The sequence below is a fragment of the Bradyrhizobium sp. genome (assembly GCF_027307225.1).
GTDB lineage: Bacteria > Pseudomonadota > Alphaproteobacteria > Rhizobiales > Xanthobacteraceae > Bradyrhizobium.
Genome location: NZ_DAHUXJ010000052.1, coordinates 35,847 through 61,831, shown reverse-complemented (window position 1 = coordinate 61,831; position 25,985 = coordinate 35,847). Strand labels below are relative to the sequence as shown.

The following is a 25,985-nucleotide window of genomic DNA, read 5'->3' as shown; positions in this document are numbered from 1 at the left end:
CTTCGAGACGCGCGCAAAGAGCGCGCTCCTCAGGATGAGGAACTACACCGGCGTAAAGAACGGCAGCGGTGCGCCATCGGTCGCCTTGAACACGACCTTCACCTTCTGGCCGATCCTCAATTTCTCCATGTCGCAATCGACGAAGTTCGTCAGCAGCGACGGCCCCTCCTTCAGCGTCACATAGCCGATGGCATAGGGACCCGCTGCCGACTTGCGCATGCGGCTGAAGGTGTAAATCTCGCCCTCGCCCGAGCTCTCTTCCCACACCGTCTTGTCGGAGAAGCAGAACGGGCAGATCGAGCGCGGAAAATAATGCGCCTCGCCGCAAGCCGTGCAGCGCTTGATCATCAGCTTGCCCTTGGCGGTCTGCTCCCAGAAATGAGCGGTCTCGGGGTTGGTAATCGGCTTCGGATATTTTACAGCGTTATCCATCACACGCGCTCCAGAATGCAGGTTGAGGCAGCGTGGCGAATGCCGAGCAATCCGCCGGTGCCATGGGCAATGGCGAGGTCGCAGTTCGGCACCTGAACTTTCGGATGCGCTTCCCCGCGCAGCTGCCGCACCGCTTCGAGGATCTTGGTCATGCCGCCACGGTTGACCGGGTGGTTGCTGCAAAGCCCGCCACCATCGGTGTTGAACGGCAGCTTGCCGACGCCCGAGATGAGATTGCCGTCGGCGACGAACTTGCCGCCCTCGCCCTTCTTGCAGAAGCCGAGGTCTTCGAGCTGCATCAAGACCGTGATGGTGAAGCTGTCATAGATCGAGGCATATTTGATGTCCTTTGGCGCCACGCCGGCTTCCTCGAACGCTGTCGGTCCCGACCATACGCCCGCGGAATAAGTGAGGTCGAGCGCGTGGCCGCCGCGCGGACCCTTCATCGCTTCGCCATGACCGATCATCCGCACCAGCGGCTTTTTCAGGCTCTTCGCAATCGCTTCCGTGGTCACGATGAAGCCGCCACCGCCATCGGTGACGACGCAGCAATCCATCCGGTGCAAGGGATCGGCGATCATCGGTGAGTTGAGCACATCCTCGACGGTGACAATTTCGGGCAGCATCGCATGCGGATTGTATTGCGCGTGATGGGAGGCCGCGACCTTGATCCAGGCCAGTTGTTCGCTGGTGGTGCCAAACTCATGCATATGGCGCATGGCGCACATGCCGTACACATTGTGCGTGGTGCCGCCATACGCCGCCTCGAAATCGACCTCGGCGCTGGTCGCGCGCGGCGGCATCGCCCCGGTGCGCGGCTTGCCGGCGAGCGTGACCAGCGCGATCGAACACTTGCCGGCGGCGATGGCTTCGGCGGCATGGCCGAGATGAACGAGGTAAGAGCAACCGCCGGTATCGGTGGAATCGAAGTGGCGGACTTTCAGGCCGAGGTAGTCGACCATCGCCATCACCCCGCCCGGCGCGTCGCCGGCGCAGAAATAGCCGTCGATGTCGGCCTTGGTGAGGCCCGCATCAGCCAGCGCGCCGTGAGCGATTTCGGCGTGAAGCTGTGCGGTGGATTTATCGGGAGCGTGCCGGGTCGGATGTTCAAAGATCCCGGCGATATAGGCCTTGCCCTTGATGGTCAACTTGTTCTCCGCTGACGTTTCTTGTCTTCTTGCCCCAATTTCTTGACCTGCGGGGACCGCGTTGGCAAGCGGCGAATATTCCGCGGGATGAGGCGCTATCGCATAGCGCAGCGACCCATCTGCATGTCCCCTCTACAGTCATCGCCCCGATCAAAGCGTGTCCCGGGCGCGGTGCAGCGCTTCTTCGGCGCTGCGCCGCGGACCCACGCACGGCACCTGGACCCCCGGATCAGCAGCACACCACGTCGCGAAAAGCGACGCGGCTCGCGCAGCATCCGGGGAACACAGGAGACACGCCGACGCCTTCCCGCAGCCTTTACTGCCCGGGTTATGAACTATGATGTCCCTCGAAAAACAAGGGCGCAGGGAATGCCGGGTGCTGGCCGCACCCGCAGCCTCGCACGCAAAAGAAAAAAGCGTACGAGCAAGTCACCACAGGTAGGCCGAACATTCCGGCATTCCCCGCGCGATGGTTTCCTTCGTAATCTCCCCGGTGATCGGGCTTTCTTGCCACCGTCCCCGGCGCGATGCGCCAGCATCGCCACCGAGTTGACTTCAGCGTCGAGAAGTCAGGACCATACGACTTCGCCGTCCGCCATCGTGCCGTTCGTCTTGCGGCACCATGTGCGTCCATCGCATCCCGCGCCCAACGTCCGTGACGATCGCGATACGCCCCTATTTTTGAGGGCGGGATGCGCGGAAATGTGCCCGTGATTTGCCCGTCGTCACAAGCGAAAATGGCTGCGTCACATTGGCACGACGGGCAAATCAGCGGGGATTCACGGTCCGCGATGCGCGTCAAGTCCTTAAAAAACCGGGGTCAGAAGCAAAAAAATGCAAAAAACCCCGAGAAAAGCCGCGAAAAACTGTGTAGAAGCCCTTTCCCCCGCGCAAAGCCCGTTATTATCGGCACGGTCCGAATCAAAGGAGACACAATGGCCACCCAAATGTCGAAGTCACAGCTCGTCGAGAAAATCGCGACGACAACCGAACTTTCCAAGCGTGACGTGAAGAACGTCATGGATACGCTGACTGACGTCGGCCACAAGGAACTGAAGAAGTCTGGCGTGTTCCTTCTGCCGGGCTGGGCGAAGTTCGTCGTGGTCAAGAAGCCCGCCACCAAGGCGCGCAAGGGCACGAACCCGTTCACGGGCGAAGAAATGATGTTCAAGGCCAAGCCTGCCCGCAAGATCGTGCGCGCACGGCCGGTAAAGGCCGCCAAGGACGCAGTTTAAGGAAAACTTCGGACCTTGAATCGAAAGGCCCCCGCAACGGGGGCCTTTTTGTTTTGGATGATGAACGCGGATCGGCCTAGTTGAGCTGATCTGCAACCTTGTCGACCGGAATGACCGACCCAATGCGCCTATCGGCTACTGCGAGAGCTTGACGAACTTCGGATATTCGAGCTTGCCCTCGGCGATCTTCGGCGGCCAGACCGTGACCTGCTTGGCGTTCTGCCACTGGAAAACAAGACCCGAGACGTAGCCGGGTCCGGCCTTGATGCCGTGGGTGAACTCGTCGTTCCTGCCGTAGAACTCGATGTTGCCGATCGTGCCTTCGAACTTCGTCCTTTCCATCTCCGCGACCATCTTGTCGGGATCGGTCGAACCCGCGCGCTTGATCGCTTCAGCGATGATGTAGACGTCGTCATAGGCGGTGTAGCCGGTATAGGCCGGTGGCGTGCCGTATTTGGCCTTGAAAGCCGCGGCGAAGGGTTTGGTCTTCGGCGTCACCGCAACGTCCGGCGTGGCGACCGCAAGCGACGGCACGCCATCGGCGGCGCCATTGGTGTCGTTCCAGAAGGTCGGGCTCAGCGCCTGCGCGGAGATGCCGAACATCGCAATCGGCACCTGCTGGTTCTTCCACTGTACGGTCGGCTGCACGCCGACATGGGAGATGCCGGTCACGATCGCGTCCGGCTTCTTGCCCTCGATGTTGTTGAAGATCGGCGTGAAGTCGGTGGTGTCGGGCGAGAAGCGGATGTGATCGACGACCGTTATGCCGACTTTCGGCAAGCAGGCCTCGTAACCGACGTCGAGCGGCTTGGTCCAGGCGGCGTCCTCACTCATGATCGCGGCCGTCTTGAACTTGAGCTGGTCGACCAAAAGCTCCTTGGCGGCATCGCAGACGATCTGCGCCTGTGCCGCCGAGGTCAGGAAGCCGTGGAAAGTGTATTTGTTCTTGTCGTAGTCGTTATGGATCGCTTTCGTGATCTCGTTCGAGGCAGCACCGGGCGTGATCATCGGCATCTTCAGCCGGGCTGCCCAGGGCTCGAGCGCCAGCACAACTTCGCTGATATAGCTGGCGATGACGGCGGAAACCTTGTCCTCGCTGACCGCGCGCTGAAAAGCACGGATCGAATCCGCCGAAGAGCTCTTGTTGTCGTAAGTCACGATCTCGATCTTGCGACCAAGCACCCCGCCCTTCGCGTTGATCTCGTCAGCGGCAATCTGCGCGCCGCCCGGCGTCGCCGCACCCGCGATCGATTGCACCTCCGCAATGACGCCGATCTTGATCGGGTCTGCCGATTGAGCGTGCACCGCGGCTCCGAGAAAAATCGCGACTGCGCCCACAAACAGGCTTGTCGTGCCTGATGGCTGCATCTGTTCTCTCCCTTTGCATTGTTGTTTTGCGTTGTTGTTGTCTTCGCTGCACCGCGATAAGCGGAGCGTGCCAAGAAATTGTATGCTTGCTGTTTGGAAGTTGAAAGCGGGAGGGAAATCCGAATCTCGTTACCTGACCAGGCACTTTAGACGGCGGAATTCCAGGCGACGGGAAGATTGAGCAGCCCGCGGAACGCCCAGCCGCCGATCCTTACCGGCTCGCCGTCGACAAGACGAAGATTTCTCAATCGCGCGAAAACGGTCGGAAGCCCGACATCGGCGACCATGGCGCGGGATGCCCATGCTCCGGCGCAGAAATGCGGCCCGGCGCCGAACGCAATGCTCTTGCCGGTGTCTCGCCGGACATCGAATTCGCCCGCGCGTTCGAAGTGCTTTTCATCGCGATTGGCGGAGCCGAACATCAGAAATACGCGCTCGTCAGGCTCGAATTCGACATCGCGGATGGTCCACGGCTTGGCGATGCGGCGTGGCGACATTCCGATCGGGGAGATCCAGCGGGCGTACTCCTCGAAGGCCTGAATCCACGGGACGGCACCGTCGGTGAGCAGCTTCAACTGAGCCGGATGCGTCAGCAGCGCCCACACGGCGCCGGCGATCGCATCGCGCGGTTCATTCTGTCCGCCGCTGATGGCGAGCTTGATGTTGGCGCGGACGCTGTCCATCGGCATGCCGCAGGCCAGCATCACGCCGAGAAGGCTTCGGTCTTCCCTGTTGCGGAGCACCGGCACCATGTCGTCGATGGCAGCGTCGATGCCGGAAGTGGCCGCGTGGCAGCGCGCCTCGGTGGCCGCGTCTCCGACATAGTTGGCGATGCCGTCGATCATGCCCTGCGACCACGCGTTCATGTCTTCGAAACGCATGTTGGTCAGGCCGGTGATTGACTTCAGGCATTCCGCCGAGAACGGCAGCGCGAATTCGCGGACGAAATCGCAAGCGCCCGCAGGCTCGAATTCATCGAGGATCCGGTCGGCATGCGCCTGGAACCGGGCGGTCCAGTGCGCCTTGACCGTCTTGGGAGAAATGGCCGGGAAGATCGCCTTGCGCTCGTTCAGATGGGACTCGCCATCCTTGCGCATCATATTGTGGCCCATCAGCTTGTTCATCAAACCCTGCGGCTGATGCGAACTGAAGACGTCGATCTGCTTTTCCGAGACGAAAATGTCCTCGCGGCTGCACAGCAGCGTGCTGCCAAGCTGGGGAACAAAGGCGATCGGCGCATCACGCCGCAACCGCGCCAGGGTCGGGTACGGGTCGTGCCAGAAGGCCGCAACGTCGATATCGATGCGAGGCGCGGTGCTCATGCGTTGGGCGGCGAACCATCGGTCATCGGCGATCCTCGGCGAGTAGCCCCCTACTCCGCCGCAAGCTGACGCGGCGCGGGCGGCGGATTGGCGAGATCGGCGGCAAGCTGCGCATAACGCGCCCTGGCGTCGTTGACCGCCTTCTCCTTCACCGGGCCATAGCCGCGAATGCGGTCGGGCAGCGACAGCAGCTCGACCGCTGTATCGTGGTTGGCCGCCGACAGGACGCCGAGCACGGTTGCGACGTCCTTCTCGTAGCCTGCGATCAGATCACGCTCGAGCCTGCGATCGGCGCTGCGCCCGAAAATGTCGAGAGGCGTGCCGCGAAGCCAGCGCATCCTCGCCAGCATCCGGAATGCCGGCAGCATCCAGGCGCCAAAGGCGCGCTTCTTCGGCCGCCCCAGCGCGTCCTTGTCGCCGCCGAGAACGGGCGGCGCGAGGTTGAAGCTGATCTTGAAGTCGCCGTCGAACTGGTCACGAAGCTGCTGCTCGAAATGGCCATCCGTAAAGAGACGCGCGACCTCGTACTCGTCCTTGTAGGCGAGCAGCTTGGCGTAGTTGACGGCTACCGCACGGGCGAGTTCGTCGCCAAAGCCGCGATCGAGCGCCGCATCCCTCACCCGCTTCACCAACGCCTGGTATCGCCTGGCAAGCCGCTTGTTCTGATAGTCGGCGAGATGGGCACTGCGATGTGCGACGATTTCATCGAGCGACATCGCATCCAGCGTCTTCGGGGCGATTTGCTCGTCATGCCCCTTCATCATCGCTTCGATCCGTGCGGGCTCGGCGGCGGCGAGACGGCCAAGACGAAACGCCTGCGTGTTCATCTTGATGGCGACGCCATTAATCTCGATCGCCTGCTCGATCGCTTGCGCCGAAAGCGGCAGCAATCCTCTCTGATAGGCATAACCCATCATCATCATGTTGGTGGCGATGGCATCGCCCAGCAGCGTTTCCGCAGGCTTGGTGAAATCGACGAAGGCCGAATCCTTGCGTAGCGCGGTTTCCAGCACGTGATTGACCCTGCGGGACTGGAAATTGAAGTCGCGGTTGAGGATGAAGTCGGCGGTCGGAATGACGTGGCTGTTGATGATGCCGGCGGTGCGGCTGCTCTCGCACAGCGTCATGGTTTCCTTGGAGGCGGCCACGACTTCGTCGGCGGCGATCACGAGATCGGCGGTGCCGGTGACAATGCGCGAACAGGTCACGTCAGCGGTATGTTCGGACAACCGGACATGGCTCAACACCGCGCCGCCCTTTTGCGCGAGGCCAGACATATCGAGGATCATGCTGGCCTTGCCCTCGATATGGGCGGCCATGCCGAGCAGCGCACCGATGGTCAACACGCCGGTGCCGCCGACGCCGCCAACGGCGACGTTGTAGGGCTTGTCCAGTGCGGGCTTGGACGCGGGCTCCGGCAGTTCGCCGAGATCGCCGACGCCGGCCGGCGCGCGACGGCGCAGTTGGCCGCCATCGATGGTCACAAACGACGGGCAGAAGCCCTTCAGGCAGGAATAGTCCTTGTTGCAGGCCGACTGGTTGATGGTGCGCTTGCGCCCGAACTCGGTCTCCAGCGGTTCGACCGAAATGCAGTTCGACTGCACCGAGCAATCGCCGCAACCCTCGCAGACGGCGGGGTTGATGAAGACGCGGCGCGCCGGGTCTTCCATGATGCCGCGCTTGCGGCGGCGGCGCTTTTCGGCCGCACAGGTCTGCACGAAGACAATGGCGGAAGCGCCCTTGACCTCCCGGCATGCCTTCATCACGGCGTCGAGATCGTCGCGATGGGCGATCTTCACACCCGGGGCGATATCGGCCGGCGGATAGAGGTGCGGATTTTCCGAGACCAGATAAATCTCGCGGATGCCTTCGGCATGAAGCTGGAAGGTGATCCGCTGCGGCGACAACTCGCCGTCGACATGCTGCCCGCCGGTCATGGCGGTCGCGTCGTTGTAAAGGATCTTGTAGGTGATGCTAGCGCCCGAAGCGACGGCTTGCCGGATCGCGAGGCTGCCGGAATGGAAATAGGTGCCGTCGCCGAGATTGGCGAAGACGTGCTCTTCCTTGGTGAAGGGCGCGACGCCGACCCACGGCACACCCTCGCCGCCCATATGGGTGAAAGTCTCGGTGTTGCGGTCCATCCAGAGCGCCATGAAGTGGCAGCCGATGCCGGCAAAGGCGCGACTTCCTTCCGGCACCTTGGTCGACGTGTTGTGCGGACAACCCGAGCAGAAATACGGCGTGCGGGTGACCGGCGAGACCGCCTGCATCTGCGTGGCCTGACGACCGTTGAACCAGTCGGCCTTGGCCCGCAACATGGCGGCGATTTCAGGATTGAGGTTGAGGCGGAGCAGCCGTTCGGTCAGCGAGCTTGCGAGCGAGGCGACGCTCAATTCCTCCGCAAAGGGCAGGAAGCGCTTGTCGTGATCGTCCATCTTGCCGACGATGCGCGGGCGCACGTCGTCGCGCCAGTTGAACAATTCCTGCTTGACTTGATTCTCGACGATCTCGCGGCGTTCCTCGATAATGAAGATCTCTTCGAGACCGACCGCGAATTCGCGCACGCCTTCCGGCTCCAGCGGCCACGGCATGCCGATCTTGTAGAGCCTGAGGCCAATCCTGGCCGCGACTTCCGGCGTGATGCCGAGCTCGCGCAGGGCCTGGCGGATGTCCTCATAGCTCTTGCCGGACGCCATGATGCCGAAGCGCGCGTTCGGCGAATCCATCGTGATGCGGTTGACCTTGTTGGCTCGGGCAAAGGCGACGGCGGCAAAGCCCTTGTAATCCTGCAAGCGGCGGTCCTGATCGTAGCGGTCGTCCGGCCAGCGCAAATTAAGACCGCCCGGTGGCATTTCGAAATCAGGCGGAATGATGAAGGGCTTCATCTCGTCGGAGAGGTCGATCTCGGCCGTGGTCTCCACCGTCTCGGTGATCACCTTCATGCCGACCCAGCAGCCGGAATAGCGCGACATCGCAATGCCGAGCACGCCCATCTCGATCATTTCATGGATGCTCGAGGGATAGAGATAGGGCATCAGCGCGGAGATGAAGGCGTGGTCCGACTGGTGCGGGACGGTGGAGGATTTGGCGCCGTGGTCGTCGCCGGCGAGGCAAAGCACGCCGCCATTTTTTGCCGAGCCCGCGGCATTGCCGTGACGGAAGACGTCGCCGCAGCGATCGACGCCGGGGCCCTTGCCGTACCAGATGCCGACGACGCCGTCGTAATTGGCACCCTTGGAGAGATTAAGCTGCTGCGAGCCCCAGATGGCGGTCGCGGCGAGATCTTCGTTCACGCCGGGCTGGAATTTGATGTTGTACTGATCAAGGTGTTTCCGGGCGGCGAAAAGTTGCTGGTCATAACCGCCGAGCGGGGAGCCGCGGTAGCCGCTGATGAAACCGGCGGTGTTGAGTCCGTTGGCACGATCGCGGCGGATTTGCGCCATCGGAAGCCGGACCAGCGCCTGGATACCTGTCAGGAAGACATGGCCGGAGCCTTGGGTGTATTTTTGATCGAGACTGATCGGACCCTGGTTTATTCCCATTCCACCCTCTTTGGTGCCCCGGCTCTTCTTAGCTAATCGTGCTACCGGTAAAAGCTAGTCTGGAAACTAGATTACGTCGGTTTCGAAGCTCTCGGCATCACAAATCTCGCGAGGAGGATGCGAGTGAATACAAAACGCAATTTCGTGTTCGCGAGCACGCTCGCCTTTTTCGGATGTGTCGTGGAAAATTGGCGCAGCGAAACGACGTGACACCAGCCTGGCGGTCATACGACCAAAGACGGGAGATCGATCGATGCGGCAACGGCAATGGAATGGCTGGGCGATTCTGGTCGGCCTTGCTTTGTGCACTGCATTCAAGTTCGGGCCGGCCCGCGCCGAGCTTCCCGCTGCGCCCGATCCGCAGGTGGTCGCCAAGGGCAAAGCGCTGACGGAGGCCGGCGATTGCGCCAGTTGCCATACCGCTGATCCCAGGAAGCCGTTCGCCGGCGGAAAACGGATCGAGACGCCGTTCGGCGGCATTTACTCCGCCAACTTGACGCCGGACCGCGATACCGGCATCGGCCGCTGGAACGATCAGCAGTTCCTGCGCGCGATGCGCTACGGCGAGGCGCCGGACCGCTCGCTCTACTACCCGGCCTTCCCCTACCCTCACTTCACCAAACTGGTCCGCGACGACGTGTTTGCGATCCACGCCTATCTCGGAACCTTGACGCCGGTCAGCAACACCCCGCCACCGCCCGCACTGCGCTGGCCGTTAAATTACCGTGTGCTGATGCGGCTGTGGAATTACGCGTTCTTCAGGCCCGGCATTCTCGAGCCGAATCAGAACAAGAGCGCGGAATGGAATCGCGGCGGCTATCTGGTTGAGGGTCTGGCGCATTGCGGCGCCTGCCATACGCCGAAGAATTTCCTGGGTGCCGAACGGTCAAAAAGGCGATTTGCCGGCAGCGTGGTGGATGGCTGGTTTGCCCCGCGCCTCGATGAGGCCGCGCGCGGCGGGCTGAAGTCCTGGAGCGCCGACGACATCGCCGAATATCTCTTGAGCGGGCGCAATGGGCATAGCCACGCCGGCGGTCCGATGGCGGAGGTGGTGCTCAACTCGACGTCGCACATGAGCGAGGCCGACGTGCACGCGATGGCGGTCTATCTGAAAGACCTCGCTGCGGGTCCGGCGGAGCCTGCCGTGGCGGCTCCCTCGCCCGAGCAAATGACGAACGGCGAGAAATTGTACAAGGGATCGTGCGTTGCCTGCCACGAACTCGACGGGTCAGGCGCGCCGCGGATCTATCCGCCGCTGCCCGGCAACGCCAACCTGCAATCCGCCAATCCCGCGAGCGCCATCCGGATCGTGCTCGACGGCGCCGAGACGATCACGACACCGCGGGCGCCCAACACCGGCTCGATGCCGCCTTACACCAAATGGCCGGATCAGGATGTGGCCGACGTCGTCACCTATATCCGCAATGCCTGGGGCAATGCCGCGCCGGCGGTAACGGCAGATGAGGTCGCGAAGCTGCGGAAGTAGCTCCCCCTCATGGTGAGTTGCCCACCGGCTGCGCTTGCGCCGTCCGGTGCGCGTCGCCGGACGATGCGGAGCCTGTCATCGGGCGCGCGTTCGCGCGACCCGTTGGCATCGCCGGGTGAACCATGAGGCCATCCTTCGAGACGCGCGCGATGCGCGCTCCTCAGGATGAGGTTGAGCCAAGTTGCACCGTCCCCTCATTTCTCCTCGCCGTTGAACACGAATTTCGGCATTTCCCGTTTGTAGCGGATCGCCAACAGGCGGAACGACAGGCCAACCACGAAGGTCAAGGCGGTCCAGATCTCGTCGTTCAGTTTCAACCCGAAGGCGGTGGCATAAAACAGCCCGGTGACAACCGACATGCTCGCATAGAGTTCAGAGCGAAACAGCAGCGGCACGTCGTTGCAGAGGTTATCGCGCAGGACGCCACCGGCGTAGCTCACGCTTCGTTCGGCTGTTCCATTTTTCGACCATCTCGCCGCTGTGGGAAACAGCGAACGTCCCGGAACCCACCCCGATGGCTCGCCGTTGTCGCAGCACGGCATTTGGAGGAATCCGGCCATGGCCAATGAAAACAATCTCAACGATCCCGACAATCGCAAAGATCCGACCAGAACCTATATCGACGACCGTCGCTCGCCCGCCGAGCTCGACAATGATTTGCAGGTTGACCCCGAGATGGCGGAAGGCCCCGCAAGCCACACACGGATCACGCTGTTCGCAATCGGTATCGCGGTCGTGCTGGGGATCGTGTTCTACGGGCTGAACCACTCCTCGACGCAGCAACAGGCATCGACAATGCCGATCCACACCAACAGTCAGCCAGGCACAACGACCGGCGCAGCACCGGCGAAGCCGCAGACGCCGTCGCCCGCTTCGACCAATCCCGGCGCCGCGGCTACCAACAGCGCCAATCCGGGCAATGCGCCCGCGAAAAAATAGCCGGACCGCTGATCACCTGATGGAATTGATCAAGGCGGCCAGTCTCTCTCGAGACGGCCACCTCGCTTTCGTTGGGTTCAGGCGCTTAGCGGAACATCTTGTTCAGTTCGGCGCCGGAATAACCCTTGGCGAGTTCGCTGAAGGTGCCCCGCTCGGCGATCTCTTTCGCCGCGCGCATGAAGCCGGCCCAGGCGGTGCGCGCCAACGAACCGCCGACGCTGATCCGGCGCACGCCGAGATCGGCCGCCTCCTGGACCGAAAGACCTGACGCCCCGATCAGAAGGTTGACCGGCTTCGGCGCGACCGCCTTCACGACGGCCGAAATCTGCTCCCGGGTCTTGATGCCGGGCGCATAGAGGCAGTCGGCTCCGGCCTCGGCATAGGCACCGAGACGGTCGATCACCATCGTGAGATCGTCGAGCCCCCACAGAAAAGCTTCGCAACGGCCGGTCAGCAGGACGCCGCTCTTGTCGGCATCGATGGCCGCGCGCGCCGCCTTGATCCGCTCGACCGCGTGCGCCCGTTGATAAAGCGGTTTTGCGGTATCGCCGGTCGAATCCTCGATCGACAGGCCGGCCACGCCGGTCTTCGCGCCGCGGGCGACATTGACCGCGACCTTCTCGGCCTCATCTGCAAATCCGTTTTCGAAATCGGCGTTGACAGGCACGTCCACCGCCGCGCAGAGCGCGGTGAGATGCGTGCAGACGTCGTCGACCGTTACCCGATTGTCGGCCTTGCCGATCGTCCAGGCAAAGCCGGCGCTGGTCGAGGCCAGCGCCTTGAACCCCATCTGCGCCAGCGCCTTCGCCGAGCCGACGTCAAAGGGATTGGGGATCGGGAAGCAGCCGCTCTCATGCAGCTTGCGGAAGGCCGCGCGCTTGTCGGCCAATGAAATCGGCATCGGCGTCTCCTGTTTCGCTGTTTGCTGTAGTTGCCATCGTTGTTGCCCAGCCTGCCGCCAGATTAGCGCGTGGAGGCAGGCCATGCCAGTGATGGGGGTCAGGATGCTGACACCTCGTGCCGTCAGTTGTCATGCCGTCACCTGGCGCAGGAACGTTCGTTCCTCGCCAAGGATGAATTTGTGGTCTTCGGCAAAGTTGAAATTCTCCATCGCCGCTTTGTCGGTGCGCAGCCTGGCGCGATATTGCTCGTAGGCCGCCAGGCTTTCAAACGAAACCAGCGCAAAGGCGATGTTGTTGGTGCCTTCATGCGGCATCCAGTAGCCGATGAGATCGCCGCCGCACCTCGGAATGACGGACAGCCAGTTTTTCGAATATTCCTCGAACTTGGCGCGCTTGAACGGATCGAGCTGATAGCGAATGAAAACGGTGATGGTCATCGGAACCTCCTAAAAGTCGCAACGTCGTTCCGGGGCGCGAGTGAAACGAGCGAACCCGGAATGACGCTCAATTCACTACCCGCTTGATCCGCGCCGATGCTTCGGCTATCGTCGAATAATGAAAGCAGGACCCGATATCGCCATGGTCGCCTCCCTGGTCGGCGACCCCGCCCGCGCCAACATGCTGACCGCGCTGTTGAGCGGCCGTGCGCTCACGGCCAGTGAATTGTCGCAAGAGGCCGGCGTCACGCCGCAGACCGCCAGTTCCCATCTGTCGAAGCTGGAATCCGGCGGCCTGATCGAGCAGGAAAAGCAGGGCCGCCATCGTTACTATCGCCTCGCTGACCCCGACGTCGGTGGCGTGCTGGAAGGCCTTGCGGCGCTCGCCGCCCGCGCCGGCCATATGCGCGTGCGTACCGGACCGAAGGATCCGGCACTGCGCCGCGCGCGCGTCTGCTATGATCACCTGGCTGGCGATCTCGGCGTGCAGATGCTCGACAGTTTGCGGCAGCAGAAGCTGGTGCGCCAGCACAAGCACGATATCGAGCTGACGGCCGAGGGCGAGCGCTTCCTCGAAAGCACACTCCAGATTGGAGCCGATGCGCTCACCCATCCGCGCCGGCCGGTCTGCAAGGCCTGCCTCGACTGGAGCGAACGCCGCCATCATCTCGCCGGCACGCTTGGCGCGGCGCTGTTGCAACGCTTCACCGAGCTGAAATGGGCCGCGCGCGACCCCACACCGGGCAGCCGGGTGGTCCAGTTCACGCGCCAGGGCGAGAAGCGCTTTGCCGCCCTGTTCGGCGGCGACGAATAGCGCGACCGATTTCGTGTTCGCCGCAGATACGTTATAGCTCCCGTTGTATCTTTGCTCGGGATTATTCGGGAGGTTGCCGTGAAACTAGTGCCCACTTTCCGAAGTTCGTGCTTCATCGCAGCACCCATCTTCACGAACTTCGGAAAGTCATGGGCACTAGCAAACTTATTGATTCTAGTACCGCTTTATCGATCTGAAGTCCCCGATCGAATTCGCCGCTTGTGGTGCAGGGACTTCAGATCGGCGGTACTAGTCGCGAAGTTGCTGATCGTGGTCCCGCTCATCTGGTTGACGAGCGCGCCCGCGCTGGCGCTCGACGATACTCCGGCGAACAGAGCCGCCGAGGCAGACTATTATCTGCGCGTGGTCCCTCCTCAATCCCGGATGAACGACAGGGCGGCGAAGCTTGCGGCAACATTACCGGAAGGCAAGCGCGCTACCTTCGTCGCGCTGATGACCAAAAATCTGGATATCAACGCGGTGGCGGCTTTGATGCGGGACTCGATGATCAAAAATTTCACGGCCGACGAGTTGAAGGCGCTCGCCGATTTCTATGGCTCGCCGGTCGGTAGATCGGCCATGGCAAAGATGGGCAACTATATGGCCGACTCCATGCCACGGCTGGTCGTTGAATTGCAGAAGGCACAGGCCCTTACCCAGCAACAAATGCAGGCGCATTAGTTCTCGATTCGGAAAGCGCCGGCGAAACTCGTGGCATGGCCGACAAGCAGGCTTGACCGCGCCAGCAACATCTTTATCTCCCGCGGGAGAAAGAGCCTGAGTTCCTTTCGGAGAATTCGATGAAACGTCTAGTGCCCACTTTCCGAAGTTCGCGCTCCATCGCAGCACCCACTATCACGAACTTCGGAAAGTCATGGGCACTAGCAAACTTATTGGTTCTAGGACCGCCTTATCGATCTGAAGTCCCTGATCGAATTCGCCGCTTGTGGTGCAGGGACTTCAGATCGGCGGTACTAGCCGTGATCGCGGCGCTTGGCGCCCTCGCCCTGTCGTTCGCAGCCGCCAGCGCCGCCGACCGCGAGTCCACCAACCACGAACCCGGCATCGCGCAGCGCGAGCCGTACGGCATCGGCCTCGAGGGCTTTCCCTATCCCTATCCCGTGAACATGCTGCCGGTTGTCAATGAAGGCGAGCAACTGCGCATGGCCTACATGGACATTGCGCCGGCGCAGCCGAACGGCCGCGTCGTGATGCTGCTGCACGGGCGCAACTTTCCGTCCAGCTATTGGGCGCCCGAAATCAAAGTGCTGACGGAGGCCGGCTATCGCGTGGTGGTGCCGGACCAGATCGGTTTCGGCAAATCCTCAAAGCCGTCCGGCGAGCTTCATTTCGACAATCTGGCGCGCAACACGGTGGCGCTGCTCGACCATCTCGGAATCGCGAAAGCCAATATCATGGCGCATTCGATGGGCGGCATGGTCGCGGTGCGGATCGCGCGCGCCTATCCTGATCGCGTCAATCATCTCGTCCTTGCCGCGCCGATCGGACTTGAAGATTACCGCATGTACGTGCCGCCGACGCCGACCGAAAAGATCGTCGAACGCGAAGACAAGCTCACCGCTGAAGGCTATCTCAAGCAGCTTGAGCACAATTACGCGCCGAAGATCCCGCCCGAGGCGATGGCGCCTTTCATCGACGCCCGCTTCGGCATCAAAGGCGCGGCGGACTATCCGCGCTGGCTGCACGCCTTTGTCTCGTCGGGACAGATGATCTACCGCGAGCCCGTGGCGCACGAGATACCGCTGATCACCGTTCCGACGTTGTTCATCATGGGCGCCGACGATCACAACGCACCCGGCAAGCCACTCGCCCCGGAGGCGCAGCGGCCGAAGATGGGCCAGAACGCCGAACTGGCCAAAGCGCTGGCGGCAAAGATGCCCAACGGCCATGCCGAGGTGATCGAGAATGCCGGGCACCTGGTGTTCCTCGATGCGCCCGACAAGTTCAATGCGCTAATGCTGCCGTTCCTGGCGAAATGAACTCTCCTCAATTCGGCTATTCATAGATGGTTCACACGCGTCTCCCTAGGCTCGGGTTCAGGCTACGCTTGTCGCCTGTTCCAAAGGGTGCCAATCCTGGCCCGTCGATTTGCTTATCGACCTTACAAGATGCCGCGTTGCGGCTTTAGGAAGGGAGACAATATGAAGTATCTTTTCGCAGCTGCACTCGTTGCGGGCACGTTCCTGAGTGTCGGCAGCGCAAGCGCCGCAGGCGGTTGCGGCCCCGGTTGGCACCGCGGGCCCTATGGCCACTGCCGTCCGAACCGTGGCGTCGTAGTGGTCCCCGGCGCGCCGGTCGTCGTCGAGCGCCCGGTCGTGGTCGTTCCCGGCCGCCGCTGCCCGATGGGCTTTGCCTGGCGCTATGGACGTTGCCGCCCGATCTGATCGCGCACGACGGAAAGGACGGAAAACCCCGCTCAAAAAAGCGGGGTTTTTTATTGCCATCTCTCGCGAAAAAGGGCGGAAGATTCCCGCGCCTTAGTTTTACCAGTTGCGGAAACAACGGCGGCCGTATGGTCCCGAATGCCAGCCGGGCGGACAATTGTACATCGGGCGACAACCGCCAGCGGGCCCGCGATGCCAACCCGGTCCACAGCCACCGGCCACCGGAATGGTCGCGGTGCCGGTCGCGGCCGCCCGGTCGAGCGGCGCTACCGGAATGGCCTGGGAAGCCGACATCGACGCAAGGCCGATGCCGATCGCGAACAAAAAAGCAGCGAGTACCTTCATTGAGATTCCTTTCCGTCGGTACGTGATGCAAATGGCCTGGTCAAATATACGTCAAATCACCTCAGTGATGATGGCGCCAGTGATAATGCCGCCAGTGACGGTGATGCCAGTGGTGACGGTGACGCCAATGGCGGTGGCGGTAGTGCACCTGCACCGGCTTCATGTGATCGACTTCGTTTTGCGACACGACCGCCAGCTCAACGTTTGCCGCCGGCGCGGTTGCCGTATGGCCCGAGAGCGGCGGTCCGGGAGCAGCTTGCGCGCTTGCGGCAAGCACGATGGCGCCCGCGACCAATCCAGCACTGAAATTCAAGGAATCCGCAAGTTTCATGACGTCTTGCCCCTTTCGTGAGGTGAGATAGAGAAGACGTCCAGTCTCGTCGCCTCAAGATGAATGTTCGCTGAACTCGTGAACAATTGAGTCAGCGACCACGCAAAATGATTCAAGCGTCGCGCAGAACCTTCGAACACGAACGTCGGCGACAGCGCTGATCACATCAGCTTCATCGGCGTATCGTGCACGACCTTGAGGTCGATGCTGCCGATCAATTCCGCCCGCAACGCCTCGGCAGACCGGATCGCAGCATCGGTCTGGCGCAACGTGCTGATGTTCGATCCGAGCGACACGATTCCACCTAATGCCAGCGCGATCGAGCCGAGCATCGCGACGGCGCCGGCCCCGAGCGCACCGAACATCATGAGGAGCAAGAGTGCGCAACCGCCGCCGATCGCAATCCGGGAAGCCAGGATGAACTTCCGGCATCGCTCGGCGGTCTCGGCAAGCCGCTCGATCCGCGCTTCGATCGCAGAAATGTCGTCGGTATCTTCTTCGTCGGTCATTGGATTAGCGATGAGAATAAAAGAAGCATGAATGGCGCTTAGATAACCCGACTTAGGCGAAGCCGTAACCCCTCCGGGGGCGCAACCCGCCTAGTGTTAATAGGCTTGTGGATAGCACTTTCCCCCGAACGAATAGGTTTCGGTTCGGCCGCAAAACATCTAAAGTTGAGTCGGAGCCATTACATTACCGGTGATTAGCGTAAGATGAAGCCGAACCTGATACCTAGGCAAGACATTACGTTCTCGGTCCCGCTATCCAGCGCCAACTGCCATTGCGCGTTCTGCCGGTTAAGCAAAACGTTCGATGCGCCGTCTGAACTCTTAGAATTGTTTATGGACGGAAAGATCGTTCTATTCGCAGGAGCAGGCATCAGCACAGAGGCCAAGGGCGTTATGCCCCGCACGCTCTACAACGAAGTGCGACATGTACTAAAAATAGAAGACCAAACACGCTCGTTTCCAGATGTCATGCAGGATTTTTGCTCAACTCCGTCTGGAAAAATTGGGCTGATACAACGCATAAACGACCACTTCGATTATGCTTACGTTCACACTTCAATATTTCGAAACGCTACCCGATTTCATAGAGAACTCGCTACATTCTTTCCGCTTGATACAATAGTTACTACGAATTGGGATACGTATTTCGAAGATATTTGTGCGGCCACGCCGTTCATCGAGGATCGCGACATCGCCTTTTGGGAGGTTGCCAAACGAAGGGTTCTAAAAATTCACGGATCGATCACCAACTTTGGATCAATAGTTGCCACCACAAACGACTACGACCTGTGCAAAGCGCGCTTAGAGTCCGGACTTATCGGAGCTCACCTAAAATCTCTTCTAGCGACCCGATCTGTTGTTTTCGTAGGCTACTCTCTACAGGACGACGATTTCTTACAAATCTATGGATCCGTAAGATCGGCGCTAAAAGACTTTCATAGACAAGCTTATTTTGTCGCCCCCGAAATTAATGAGCAAGACCGCCTAAGACTAAGAGAGATGAACCTCCATCTCATCGAAACAGACGGCACCTTCTTTTTGTCTCAGATCAAAGCTCACGCGACGACAAAGCGGTGCATTATTCCGGATGAAATGTATAACGATGTTGCAGAACTTCTTACTGAAGTCGAAGAAGCTCATTCTTGGCTTCACGACACCTACAACGCAAAGGCCTTCCCGCAAATATTGTACTGCTCTTGGTACCAAGATGGGCTATCGCACGCTTTAGAACGCATACTTAGACTCAGATCGACGGGAATATACTCCGACCTGCACCGAACGTCCGCGTCAGCTCGTTCGTATGACTTATTCGCCCAGCGCTATAGGAAGCTTCGATACTACGGAGATTCCGCCTACTGCTATGGCTACTCGAACGCTTACCTATACGCTGCACTTACAAGTGAGGAACGCCAGAAGTATGCGCCGGGCCTGTTTTTTTATTTCGATAATGAGATACGGAACGCACGACAATATGCTCGTGCACTCAAACGTCTTCCCGAAAAACATAAGGCTGCATTTAAGTATGCGCAGGGCGTCGTACGTAGACACCCCTACCTAGATTCTCACATAATGCACCACATGGACCAGTTGAACCTCTCGCTGGTAGCGGACGAGCAGGACATTTAGCTACTGCAGCGCTTTCGGCCGGCGCTCTCAATTTCTCACAACGGCAGATTATCGTGCTTCTTCGCCGGCGTCTCGACGTGCTTGTCGCGCAGCATGGCGAGTGCGCGAGCAATGCGGCGGCGGGTCGAATGCGGCATGATGACGTCGTCGATATAGCCGCGCTCGGCGGCGATGAAGGGCGACAGGAAGCGATCCTCATATTCTTTTGTGCGCTCGGCGATCTTGCTCGCGTCGTTCAGGTCGGCGCGGAAGATGATCTCGACCGCGCCCTTGGCGCCCATCACCGCGATCTGCGCCGTCGGCCAGGCGTAATTCATGTCGGCGCCGATTTCCTTGGACGCCATCACGTCGAATGCGCCGCCATAGGCCTTGCGCGTGATCACCGTCACCAGTGGCACGGTGCATTGTGAGTAGGCGAACAATAGCTTCGCGCCGTGCTTGATCAGGCCGCCATATTCCTGCGCGGTACCGGGCAAAAATCCGGGCACGTCGACAAAGGTGACGATCGGGATGTTGAAGGCGTCGCAGAAGCGCACAAAGCGCGCCGCCTTGCGCGAGGCATCGCTGTCGAGCACGCCCGCCAGCACGATCGGCTGGTTGGCGACAAAGCCGACCGTGCGGCCGGCGATGCGGCCAAAGCCGGTGACGATGTTTTTCGCGAACGCATCCGAGATTTCGAAGAAGTCGCCTTCGTCGACGACCTTGAGGATCAATTCCTTCATGTCGTAGGGCTTGTTGGGGTTGTCGGGGATCAGCGTGTCGAGCGAGAGGTCGACGCGCTCGATGTCGTCGAAGCTCGGCCATTCCGGCACACCGTCGGTGTTGTTCGACGGCAGGAAGTCGATCAACCGCCGCATCTGCAACAGCGTCTCGACATCGTTCTCGAACGCGCCGTCCGCAATCGACGAACGCGTCGCATGCACCGATGCGCCGCCGAGTTCTTCCGCCGTCACCACCTCGTTGGTGACGGTCTTCACCACGTCCGGGCCGGTGACAAACATGTAGCTCGTGTTCTTCACCATGAAGATGAAGTCGGTCATGGCCGGCGAATAGACGTCGCCGCCCGCGCACGGGCCCATGATGACGGAGATCTGCGGGATCACGCCCGAGGCAATCACGTTGCGGCGAAACACGTAGGAATAGCCGGCGAGCGCGGCGACGCCTTCCTGGATGCGCGCGCCGCCCGCATCGTAAAGCCCGATGATCGGCGCCCTCGCCTTCATCGCCATGTCCTGAAGTTTTGTAATTTTCAGCGCGTGGGTTTCGGAGAGCGAGCCGCCGAACACGGTAAAATCCTTGGCGAACACGAAGGTCTTGCGGCCGTTGACGGTGCCCCAGCCGGTGACGACGCCGTCGCCCGGCACCTTGGTCTTCTCCATGCCGAACTCGGTCGAGCGGTGTTCGACGAACATGTCGAACTCCTCGAAGCTGCCCTTGTCGAGCAGAAGCTCGATTCGCTCCCGCGCGGTCAGCTTGCCGCGGGCATGCTGTGCCGTGATGCGCTTCTCGCCGCCGCCGACCCGGGCGCCCGCGCGCCGTTCTTCAAGGGTATCCAGAATGTCCTTCATCGCCGCTTCCAGCCCGCTTTTGCGTTCAAAACCCGATTGGATCGGGTTCTAACACGGTGGTTCACCGGCGGGAAACGTCTCCATTGCGGTTATGTCCCCCATTCGGTGAGCTTATCGCTGACCGGTTGGCAGCGCCCGAGCTGATCCGTTATACCGCCGGTTTCCAACGGGTGAGACCGATGACGGACACTGCAAACATTGAGACAACCGGGAGCATATCGGGCGGGGTACGGACGCTACTTCGCCTGGAAGGGCTGGCGCTGTTTGCCGGCGCGACGCTGGCGTATTCGCGCTGGGGCGGCCCGTGGTGGCTCTATGTGGTCCTGTTTCTGGCGCCCGATCTCAGCTTCCTGTGCTATCTGGCGGGCCCGAAAGCCGGTGCCTGGGCCTATAACGCCATGCACAGCACGATCGTCCCGATGGCCATGCTGACGATCGGCCTCGGCTTTGCTCGGCCGCTGGTGCTGTCGCTGGCGCTGATCTGGCTGTCGCATATCGGCATCGATCGCGCGCTCGGCTACGGGCTGAAATACCAGGCGGGCTTCGGCTTCACCCACCTGGGGCGGCTTGGACGGGGCGTGTGAACTGTAGGATGGGTTGAGCAATTTTGCGAAACCCATCGCTTCCAGACGCCGAATGATGGGTATCGCCTCAACCCATCCTACGTGCCCTACGGCCTGTCATCGCCCGGCTTGACCGATATTCAGATTGTCATTCCGGGATGGTGCGCAAGCACCAGACCCGGAATCTCGAGATTCCGGGTTCGCCTCTAACGAGGCGCCCCGGAATGACGCTCGTGATACTCGCGTCACTCCTCTCCGTCCTTGAACGGCGGCTCCTTGCCGGGAGGCACGGTCTGCTCTGCCATCGCCAGCATCATCGCGACCATCACGTAGTTGCCGGCAACCGCCGTCAGGTCGACGATCTGCTGATCGCTAAACGCCTTCCTCGCCCGCGCGAAGGTTTCGTCGGAGACTTTTTGCTTCGCTGTGAGTTCGGTGACGAAATCGTAGACGACGGCCTCGTCCTCGGCCATGCCCGACGGCCGCTTGCCTTCCTTGAGTTCGGCGATGGTCTCCGCCTTGAGGCCAGCGTTGGCCGCGAGCGGCGCATGCGCGAACCATTCGACCTGCGAGCGCCAATGCCGGGCGATGACGATGATCGCGAGCTCGTTGAGCTTGATCGGGACCGATGTCTCCCAGCGCAGATAATGAAACAGATCGAACAGGCGCTGGCCGAGCACGGGGCTGCGCAGCAGCGTGTTGTAGGGACCGCCGATTCCGACGCTCGAAATCTTCATGATCTTCTCGCCGAGCGGCTTTTGCGCATCGTCGAGTTCGTCCATGGAGAGCTGCGGAAAGCGCGGCTCCTTGCCGGTCGCAGACGGCGCAAACATCGTCGCGGCAACCCAGCCACCGGCTGCGGCCAGCATCATCGACGACGAGAGAAGAGCAGATCTCATGATTTCCTCCGGCTTGTTTTGTTGTTCTGGCGGGTCAAAGGCGCCGAAGTCTAGTTTACCGTCACAGCTCGCACCAGCGCCGCACCGGGCCAGAATTTTTCCGCGCAGCCTTCGCGATCCACGCCGGCAATCGCTTGAGGAGTGCCACCCGACTACGGCTTGAGCACCGGGTTCGTGTTGGGTGGCAGCGCTTCTTCCTTCTCGGCCTCTTCGGGAAGGATTTCGCCATGCACCGCAAGTGCGGCCCCGATCCAGACCGGATCGGCGAGATGGTCGCGGCGCGGATTGGCCGTGTTCGGATGAACCAGAATGCTCAGCCGCCCGTGGTTGAGCATCAGCCAGGGCACGAGCGCCGGAAACACCTCCGTCGCAAAGGCGACCTGATACATCGATTGATCGTGCGGACCAACCTTGGCATCGTGCCAGCGGCCGAGAGTCACCGAAAAGCGCTCCCCGATCCACTGACGCAATCGCTCGGCCTCGGTTCGTGTCGCAGCATCGTAATAGACATGGGCGTGGAAGCTTGCGATTTCACTGAGGGGTCTCGGCGCGGAACTATGGGCTGCATCCGTCATCTCAGCCTCGCAGGGACATGGCGACATGTGATCATGGGTTTTCCATATTACGAAACGACCGGCGAAGATGCCCGCCTTTTCGTGGTGAAACGATGACATCGCTCCCTGCTGTCAGCGCACCCGGCCGGACAGCCGCAACACGAAGACCAGAACTTCGGCGACCGCCTTGTAGAGCTCGGCCGGGATTTCCTCGCCGAGTTCGACGTTCGAAAGCGCGCCGGCCAGCACCTCGTTTTCCTCGATCGGAATATTGTTGGCCCTGGCGACCTCGATAATCTTCTCGCCAAGCGTGCCTTTGCCTTTGGCGACGACGCGCGGCGCACCGGTGCGATCGTAATGCAGGGCGACCGCGAGCTGGCTCTTCTTGCTCTCGCTCATGATGCCCGATTCAGGAAATGGCCGGCCGATGCCGGCGCTGCTTGCGAGGGTGCACCATCGCGGACCACGATATCGCCGGGCGTCAGTTCGGCGCGGCTCAACGCTTGCGTCAGTTGCGAAACCCCTGCCCGCAATTGCGAGGCGGTCGCCGGCCGCTCGGCCCACATCCGCACCGATGTGCGATCGCCGTTCAGCGAAACCAGCGCGTGCACCGGGCCCGCAGGCTCGACATCCAGCGAAAAGCGCGCTCGCCAGGTCGCCTTGGCGGCAGGCGTCTCGCGGCCGCCGCCATCACGCGAAATCTCGAATTGCGCCATCGCCGTTCCCTGCGGGGTCGCGAACGGAATTTCGAAATTCCAGCGCGGCATGGAAGGATCGATCCGCGTGGCCGAGGGATCGCCAGCCTGTCCCGGCAGCGAGGCAATCTGCAACAGCGTTTGCCGCGCCAGCGCACCGTCGGTATCGGCGAGCAGATGCTGCAACGCCGCCTCCAGTGGCGTACGCGCCGAGAGCATGGCTGGCGCGACCGCTTGCGCCGAAGGCAAGGCGCCATTGATCGGCGGCGGCGGCAAATTGGCGCGGGCGAACTCCGCATCGTCTGTCGTCCGCACGCCAGCGACCAGCGGCAAGAGCGCCAGCGCCTGACTATTCTCGGACACGAACTGCAGGAGGTTGGTGACGGCGAGCGGCGAGGCCCGAATCACTTCCTGCAACAGGTTGAGCGCTGCGCTCGACATTGCCGATCGCGCCGCGTCCCCCGGCGCTGCCGCGGTAACAAGGTTTTGACTGCCTGCCGCGAGATCGAGGATTTGGGCAAGCGTTGCTGACGCGGTGCCTTGGGTTGAAGCCGTTGCCGTTGCCGTTGAAGAGCTCGCCTGCGGCACAATCGACGGCGCGCCGGCAAGCGCTTCCTGCGGCGCGAGCTCGGCCGCGACCGCCGCGGGCACGGCCTGAACCGTTAGTTGGCTCGCTTCGATCGCGGCTGCAACTGTTGCCGTCCCTTGCGCCGCTATGCTCGCCGCAGCCGGCGTTGGGACCACGCCGCTCGCAAGGATTGTCAAGGGGTCGGCTGTTGCTGTGCCGGGCGGCGGCGGCGTCCCTGACGTCGCAGTCGCTTGCGACGCACCGGGTTGCGGTGCGGATATGGATGCGGTCGCAACCGTGCCGGTGCTTTCCGCCACATTCGAAAGCGCCGACGTCAGTGCCTGCCGCAGCACGATCAAAGCCGCCTTGAGATCGGACACCACGCCGTTCGACAACGACGCCGATCCCGATGCGAGCGAGGTTTCCAGAAACAATCCGGATGACTGGAACGCCTGCTTGAGGGCGTCGGCCGTGAGATTCTGGTCGAGGCTGGTCTGCTGCGCCAGCACTTGCGCGGCCGCCTGCTGAACCTGAGGCGGCAGGTTCGGCAACGAGCTTGCAGCATTCAGATCGGCAAAGAGCGGCGCGAGCGAAGCCTGCTGCGTCGCCGCCGTCTGGGCCGCGACTGAGACCGCGAGCGTCTCGAGCTGGGTGAGCACACTCGTTGGCGTCGCTAAATCCGGCGTCAGGTTGGTGGCAAGGCTTGCGGCCAGCGAGGGCGATAGCGTGACGACGGGACTGGAAATCGTGGAAGCGCCAGCGCTCGCCTGCCCGGTCGCCGTGCTCGGCTGGTTGACGATCGCGAGCCCAATTCCGCCTGGTGTTTGCGAGACCAGCAATTGCAGCGTCTGCCCGGCCTGAAGCGGCACCTGCGTTGCCGCCTCGATGGTCTGGTTACCGATGGCGATCTGCACCTGGTCGTTGGAAAGAACCTGGACGACTTGCGCTGATATCACCTGCCCCGCCTGCAGCACGACGCCGCTCGGCGCCGCGCTGGGCGCCGAAGCGGTCGTTGACTGAACAGCCGGATTGATCGTGATCGCCATGATTCACCGGAGAGGAAAGACCCGGCGAAGCTAGCCCGCGTGTCGTAAACCCGGCGTTAACCGACAGGCCTATGCACCTTGATGCAACGCTTTAAGAACGCCGGTGGCCGCGTTGAAATCGACCAGTTTGGCCGCCTTTCGGGCCGCCGCTTCCTCGTCCACGCCCCATTGTTCGGCGTTCCAGTCCTCATCGACATGGGCGGCGGCCCAGGCCTGATCGGGATCGATCACGCGATGGGACAATGCCAGTGCCAGCAGCGCCGATCCGGTGACGGTGGTGATCACATGCACCGCCGCGATGGCCCAGGGATCGTCGGGCAACGCTCCGCACGCGGCGGCAATCGCCGGGTCGGGCTGACGGACATGCATCCCGCCTTCAGCGAGCATGAAATGCGCGCCCAGCGTCTCGGCGGCCCAGAACAGGATCGGGTCCCAATGCTCGGCCTCGCGCGCCACCAGCCCCTCGGGATGCCCGGCCCGGTAGAACAAGAGATCAGAGCCGAAATATTTCGCGACATCGTCCGCAACCGCCTGCGCGTTATCGGTCACCCCCTGCGCCACACTGTTGGCAAAGCGCGTCGCCGGCATGGTCGTGGGATCGATGACCTCGCCTTGCGCGTTCCATTCCGCCGCGATCGTTTCCGCGAGCGAACGCACCGGCACGATCACGGTACGGCCCGACGGCGTCTTGATAGCCTTGCCGTCGAGCGTGACGGTGAAACCGCCGTCAGCCTCACCTACGCCAGTGTCCTGATAGAAGCGCTTGCGCTGAACCGCGCGCGCCGCGCGTTGCGCCGCCTGCATCGGATTGGAGTTGGATCGGTTGGCAGCTTCGTCGAATAATTCGCGCATGGGCTCGGCTTCAGTTTCCGTTAAATCCTCATTACGACACCCGTGGCGGCAATAAAAGCGAGCCTATCTGCTGTTGGCGCAGGCACGCGCATAGGCCGCCCGGTCGGCAGGTCCCAATCCGGCTGCGGCGCCCTCTTCCAGGCAGGTGGTGATCTTGTCGCTGAATGACGGACGCGGCCCGGGCACATAATTTCGCGATGGCAATTCGTCCATCTTCGGCACCACCGGGACCTGGATCTTGGGTCCGGGCAGAGGCGGCGGTGATGGAATGATCGGCCGCCCGGCAGGCGGAATGATCTGAGCGGACACCCGGCCCACGCCTAGCGCAACCGCCGTGACGAGGCTGCCAACGATCAGAAAGCGTCTCATGAGCCGTATGTCGGCACAATGAAGCGGAAG

26 protein-coding genes and 1 pseudogene are annotated in these 25,985 nt (G+C 61.6%); 9 read left to right on the top strand and 18 right to left on the bottom strand.

Annotation, left to right across the window (positions count from 1 at the left end; translation table 11 throughout):
- Positions 1–42: 42 nt before the first annotated feature.
- Entirely contained in the window at positions 43–432 is a 390-nt protein-coding gene (locus M6D32_RS08850; RefSeq protein ID WP_298255395.1) for an OB-fold domain-containing protein, read from the bottom strand.
- Positions 432–1,580 carry a thiolase domain-containing protein gene (locus M6D32_RS08845; RefSeq protein WP_298255393.1) on the bottom strand — a complete coding sequence of 383 codons (1,149 nt, stop codon included), beginning with the start codon at positions 1,578–1,580 and terminating at the stop codon, positions 432–434. The genes M6D32_RS08850 and M6D32_RS08845 overlap by 1 nt, the downstream gene beginning before the upstream one ends.
- A gap of 935 nt (positions 1,581–2,515) precedes the next feature.
- Here M6D32_RS08845 and M6D32_RS08840 point away from each other — a divergent pair.
- Positions 2,516–2,815 carry an HU family DNA-binding protein gene (locus M6D32_RS08840; protein ID WP_072823706.1) on the top strand — a complete coding sequence of 100 codons (300 nt, stop codon included), beginning with the start codon at positions 2,516–2,518 and terminating at the stop codon, positions 2,813–2,815.
- A 135-nt stretch (positions 2,816–2,950) separates the two neighbouring features.
- Here M6D32_RS08840 and M6D32_RS08835 read toward each other — a convergent pair whose 3' ends face one another.
- The 3 genes from M6D32_RS08835 to M6D32_RS08825 form a co-directional block, all read right to left on the bottom strand.
- Positions 2,951–4,183 carry an ABC transporter substrate-binding protein gene (locus tag M6D32_RS08835; protein ID WP_298255391.1) on the bottom strand — a complete coding sequence of 411 codons (1,233 nt, stop codon included), beginning with the start codon at positions 4,181–4,183 and terminating at the stop codon, positions 2,951–2,953.
- Between the two features lie 146 nt (positions 4,184–4,329).
- Positions 4,330–5,505: a cytochrome P450 gene (locus M6D32_RS08830; RefSeq protein ID WP_298255389.1), complete on the bottom strand. Its 1,176-nt coding sequence runs from the start codon at positions 5,503–5,505 to the stop codon at positions 4,330–4,332.
- A gap of 50 nt (positions 5,506–5,555) precedes the next feature.
- A complete protein-coding gene (locus M6D32_RS08825; RefSeq protein WP_298255387.1) occupies positions 5,556–9,047 on the bottom strand; it encodes an indolepyruvate ferredoxin oxidoreductase family protein in 3,492 nt (1,163 codons plus the stop codon).
- 253 nt (positions 9,048–9,300) lie between these two features.
- Between M6D32_RS08825 and M6D32_RS08820 the strand changes: the two genes are divergently transcribed.
- On the top strand, positions 9,301–10,533 hold the full coding sequence (locus M6D32_RS08820; protein WP_298255385.1) for a cytochrome c: 1,233 nt from the start codon (positions 9,301–9,303) through the stop codon (positions 10,531–10,533).
- Positions 10,534–10,727: 194 nt separating this feature from the next.
- Here M6D32_RS08820 and M6D32_RS08815 read toward each other — a convergent pair.
- Positions 10,728–10,964 (bottom strand): annotated as a pseudogene (locus M6D32_RS08815) (TRIC cation channel family protein); the annotation flags it as partial.
- 127 nt (positions 10,965–11,091) lie between these two features.
- On the opposite strand from M6D32_RS08815, the gene M6D32_RS08810 reads away from it, so the two are divergent.
- A complete protein-coding gene (locus M6D32_RS08810; protein WP_298255383.1) occupies positions 11,092–11,472 on the top strand; it encodes a hypothetical protein in 381 nt (126 codons plus the stop codon).
- Positions 11,473–11,557: 85 nt separating this feature from the next.
- Here M6D32_RS08810 and M6D32_RS08805 read toward each other — a convergent pair whose 3' ends face one another.
- Both M6D32_RS08805 and M6D32_RS08800 read right to left on the bottom strand, forming a co-directional pair.
- On the bottom strand, positions 11,558–12,373 hold the full coding sequence (locus tag M6D32_RS08805) for an isocitrate lyase/phosphoenolpyruvate mutase family protein (protein ID WP_298255381.1): 816 nt from the start codon (positions 12,371–12,373) through the stop codon (positions 11,558–11,560).
- A 129-nt stretch (positions 12,374–12,502) separates the two neighbouring features.
- A complete protein-coding gene (locus M6D32_RS08800; RefSeq protein ID WP_298255378.1) occupies positions 12,503–12,811 on the bottom strand; it encodes an NIPSNAP family protein in 309 nt (102 codons plus the stop codon).
- 118 nt (positions 12,812–12,929) lie between these two features.
- Between M6D32_RS08800 and M6D32_RS08795 the strand changes: the two genes are divergently transcribed.
- The 4 genes from M6D32_RS08795 (at position 12,930) to M6D32_RS08780 (ending at position 16,030) form a co-directional block, all read left to right on the top strand.
- The gene (locus tag M6D32_RS08795; RefSeq protein ID WP_298255376.1) at positions 12,930–13,625 is read left to right on the top strand and encodes a winged helix-turn-helix domain-containing protein; all 696 of its coding nucleotides are present in this window, start codon (positions 12,930–12,932) and stop codon (positions 13,623–13,625) included.
- A gap of 270 nt (positions 13,626–13,895) precedes the next feature.
- On the top strand, positions 13,896–14,306 hold the full coding sequence (locus M6D32_RS08790) for a DUF2059 domain-containing protein (protein ID WP_298255446.1): 411 nt from the start codon (positions 13,896–13,898) through the stop codon (positions 14,304–14,306).
- A 263-nt stretch (positions 14,307–14,569) separates the two neighbouring features.
- Positions 14,570–15,625 carry an alpha/beta hydrolase gene (locus tag M6D32_RS08785; protein WP_298255373.1) on the top strand — a complete coding sequence of 352 codons (1,056 nt, stop codon included), beginning with the start codon at positions 14,570–14,572 and terminating at the stop codon, positions 15,623–15,625.
- A 162-nt stretch (positions 15,626–15,787) separates the two neighbouring features.
- Positions 15,788–16,030, top strand: a complete 243-nt coding sequence (locus M6D32_RS08780) for a hypothetical protein (RefSeq protein WP_298255371.1) — start codon at positions 15,788–15,790, stop codon at positions 16,028–16,030.
- Between the two features lie 99 nt (positions 16,031–16,129).
- On the opposite strand, the gene M6D32_RS08775 is transcribed toward M6D32_RS08780, so the two are convergent.
- The 3 genes from M6D32_RS08775 to M6D32_RS08765 all read right to left on the bottom strand — a co-directional run bounded on the left by M6D32_RS08775 (position 16,130) and on the right by M6D32_RS08765 (position 17,215).
- Positions 16,130–16,375 (bottom strand): hypothetical protein, encoded by a 246-nt coding sequence (locus tag M6D32_RS08775; protein ID WP_298255369.1) that lies wholly within the window; start codon positions 16,373–16,375, stop codon positions 16,130–16,132.
- 61 nt (positions 16,376–16,436) lie between these two features.
- A complete protein-coding gene (locus M6D32_RS08770) occupies positions 16,437–16,706 on the bottom strand; it encodes a twin-arginine translocation (Tat) (RefSeq protein WP_298255367.1) in 270 nt (89 codons plus the stop codon).
- Between the two features lie 161 nt (positions 16,707–16,867).
- Entirely contained in the window at positions 16,868–17,215 is a 348-nt protein-coding gene (locus M6D32_RS08765; protein WP_298255364.1) for a hypothetical protein, read from the bottom strand.
- Positions 17,216–17,548: 333 nt separating this feature from the next.
- Between M6D32_RS08765 and M6D32_RS08760 the strand changes: the two genes are divergently transcribed.
- Positions 17,549–18,841, top strand: a complete 1,293-nt coding sequence (locus tag M6D32_RS08760) for an SIR2 family protein (protein WP_298255362.1) — start codon at positions 17,549–17,551, stop codon at positions 18,839–18,841.
- 35 nt (positions 18,842–18,876) lie between these two features.
- Here the strand turns inward: M6D32_RS08760 and M6D32_RS08755 are convergent, their stop codons facing one another.
- Positions 18,877–20,409 carry an acyl-CoA carboxylase subunit beta gene (locus M6D32_RS08755; RefSeq protein WP_298255360.1) on the bottom strand — a complete coding sequence of 511 codons (1,533 nt, stop codon included), beginning with the start codon at positions 20,407–20,409 and terminating at the stop codon, positions 18,877–18,879.
- 179 nt (positions 20,410–20,588) lie between these two features.
- Between M6D32_RS08755 and M6D32_RS08750 the strand changes: the two genes are divergently transcribed.
- Positions 20,589–20,993, top strand: coding sequence for a DUF4260 domain-containing protein (locus tag M6D32_RS08750; protein ID WP_298255357.1), 405 nt, complete (start codon positions 20,589–20,591; stop codon positions 20,991–20,993).
- 224 nt (positions 20,994–21,217) lie between these two features.
- On the opposite strand, the gene M6D32_RS08745 is transcribed toward M6D32_RS08750, so the two are convergent.
- The 6 genes from M6D32_RS08745 to M6D32_RS08720 form a co-directional block, all read right to left on the bottom strand.
- A complete protein-coding gene (locus M6D32_RS08745) occupies positions 21,218–21,871 on the bottom strand; it encodes a carboxymuconolactone decarboxylase family protein (protein ID WP_298255355.1) in 654 nt (217 codons plus the stop codon).
- A gap of 152 nt (positions 21,872–22,023) precedes the next feature.
- Positions 22,024–22,446 (bottom strand): DOPA 4,5-dioxygenase family protein, encoded by a 423-nt coding sequence (locus M6D32_RS08740; protein WP_298255352.1) that lies wholly within the window; start codon positions 22,444–22,446, stop codon positions 22,024–22,026.
- Between the two features lie 111 nt (positions 22,447–22,557).
- Entirely contained in the window at positions 22,558–22,824 is a 267-nt protein-coding gene (locus tag M6D32_RS08735; RefSeq protein WP_298255350.1) for an EscU/YscU/HrcU family type III secretion system export apparatus switch protein, read from the bottom strand.
- On the bottom strand, positions 22,821–24,734 hold the full coding sequence (locus M6D32_RS08730; protein ID WP_298255349.1) for a flagellar hook-length control protein FliK: 1,914 nt from the start codon (positions 24,732–24,734) through the stop codon (positions 22,821–22,823). The genes M6D32_RS08735 and M6D32_RS08730 overlap by 4 nt, the downstream gene beginning before the upstream one ends.
- A gap of 69 nt (positions 24,735–24,803) precedes the next feature.
- Complete coding sequence (locus tag M6D32_RS08725) at positions 24,804–25,586, bottom strand: ATP12 family protein (RefSeq protein ID WP_298255348.1); 783 nt, start codon at positions 25,584–25,586, stop codon at positions 24,804–24,806.
- A gap of 63 nt (positions 25,587–25,649) precedes the next feature.
- Positions 25,650–25,955 carry a hypothetical protein gene (locus M6D32_RS08720; RefSeq protein ID WP_298255346.1) on the bottom strand — a complete coding sequence of 102 codons (306 nt, stop codon included), beginning with the start codon at positions 25,953–25,955 and terminating at the stop codon, positions 25,650–25,652.
- Between the last annotated feature and the right edge of the window lie 30 nt (positions 25,956–25,985).

Bases quoted from the DNA above. Each gene is read 5' to 3' on its own strand.
- M6D32_RS08850 (WP_298255395.1), bottom strand. From the start codon at position 432: ATGGATAACGCTGTAAAATATCCGAAGCCGATTACCAACCCCGAGACC.
- M6D32_RS08840 (WP_072823706.1), top strand. From the start codon at position 2,516: ATGGCCACCCAAATGTCGAAGTCACAGCTCGTCGAGAAAATCGCGACG.
- M6D32_RS08835 (WP_298255391.1), bottom strand. From the start codon at position 4,183: ATGCAGCCATCAGGCACGACAAGCCTGTTTGTGGGCGCAGTCGCGATT.
- M6D32_RS08830 (WP_298255389.1), bottom strand. From the start codon at position 5,505: ATGAGCACCGCGCCTCGCATCGATATCGACGTTGCGGCCTTCTGGCAC.
- M6D32_RS08825 (WP_298255387.1), bottom strand. From the start codon at position 9,047: ATGGGAATAAACCAGGGTCCGATCAGTCTCGATCAAAAATACACCCAA.
- M6D32_RS08820 (WP_298255385.1), top strand. From the start codon at position 9,301: ATGCGGCAACGGCAATGGAATGGCTGGGCGATTCTGGTCGGCCTTGCT.
- M6D32_RS08810 (WP_298255383.1), top strand. From the start codon at position 11,092: ATGGCCAATGAAAACAATCTCAACGATCCCGACAATCGCAAAGATCCG.
- M6D32_RS08805 (WP_298255381.1), bottom strand. From the start codon at position 12,373: ATGCCGATTTCATTGGCCGACAAGCGCGCGGCCTTCCGCAAGCTGCAT.
- M6D32_RS08800 (WP_298255378.1), bottom strand. From the start codon at position 12,811: ATGACCATCACCGTTTTCATTCGCTATCAGCTCGATCCGTTCAAGCGC.
- M6D32_RS08795 (WP_298255376.1), top strand. From the start codon at position 12,930: ATGAAAGCAGGACCCGATATCGCCATGGTCGCCTCCCTGGTCGGCGAC.
- M6D32_RS08780 (WP_298255371.1), top strand. From the start codon at position 15,788: ATGAAGTATCTTTTCGCAGCTGCACTCGTTGCGGGCACGTTCCTGAGT.
- M6D32_RS08775 (WP_298255369.1), bottom strand. From the start codon at position 16,375: ATGAAGGTACTCGCTGCTTTTTTGTTCGCGATCGGCATCGGCCTTGCG.
- M6D32_RS08770 (WP_298255367.1), bottom strand. From the start codon at position 16,706: ATGAAACTTGCGGATTCCTTGAATTTCAGTGCTGGATTGGTCGCGGGC.
- M6D32_RS08765 (WP_298255364.1), bottom strand. From the start codon at position 17,215: ATGACCGACGAAGAAGATACCGACGACATTTCTGCGATCGAAGCGCGG.
- M6D32_RS08760 (WP_298255362.1), top strand. From the start codon at position 17,549: ATGGACGGAAAGATCGTTCTATTCGCAGGAGCAGGCATCAGCACAGAG.
- M6D32_RS08755 (WP_298255360.1), bottom strand. From the start codon at position 20,409: ATGAAGGACATTCTGGATACCCTTGAAGAACGGCGCGCGGGCGCCCGG.
- M6D32_RS08750 (WP_298255357.1), top strand. From the start codon at position 20,589: ATGACGGACACTGCAAACATTGAGACAACCGGGAGCATATCGGGCGGG.
- M6D32_RS08745 (WP_298255355.1), bottom strand. From the start codon at position 21,871: ATGAGATCTGCTCTTCTCTCGTCGTCGATGATGCTGGCCGCAGCCGGT.
- M6D32_RS08740 (WP_298255352.1), bottom strand. From the start codon at position 22,446: ATGACGGATGCAGCCCATAGTTCCGCGCCGAGACCCCTCAGTGAAATC.
- M6D32_RS08735 (WP_298255350.1), bottom strand. From the start codon at position 22,824: ATGAGCGAGAGCAAGAAGAGCCAGCTCGCGGTCGCCCTGCATTACGAT.
- M6D32_RS08730 (WP_298255349.1), bottom strand. From the start codon at position 24,734: ATGGCGATCACGATCAATCCGGCTGTTCAGTCAACGACCGCTTCGGCG.
- M6D32_RS08725 (WP_298255348.1), bottom strand. From the start codon at position 25,586: ATGCGCGAATTATTCGACGAAGCTGCCAACCGATCCAACTCCAATCCG.
- M6D32_RS08720 (WP_298255346.1), bottom strand. From the start codon at position 25,955: ATGAGACGCTTTCTGATCGTTGGCAGCCTCGTCACGGCGGTTGCGCTA.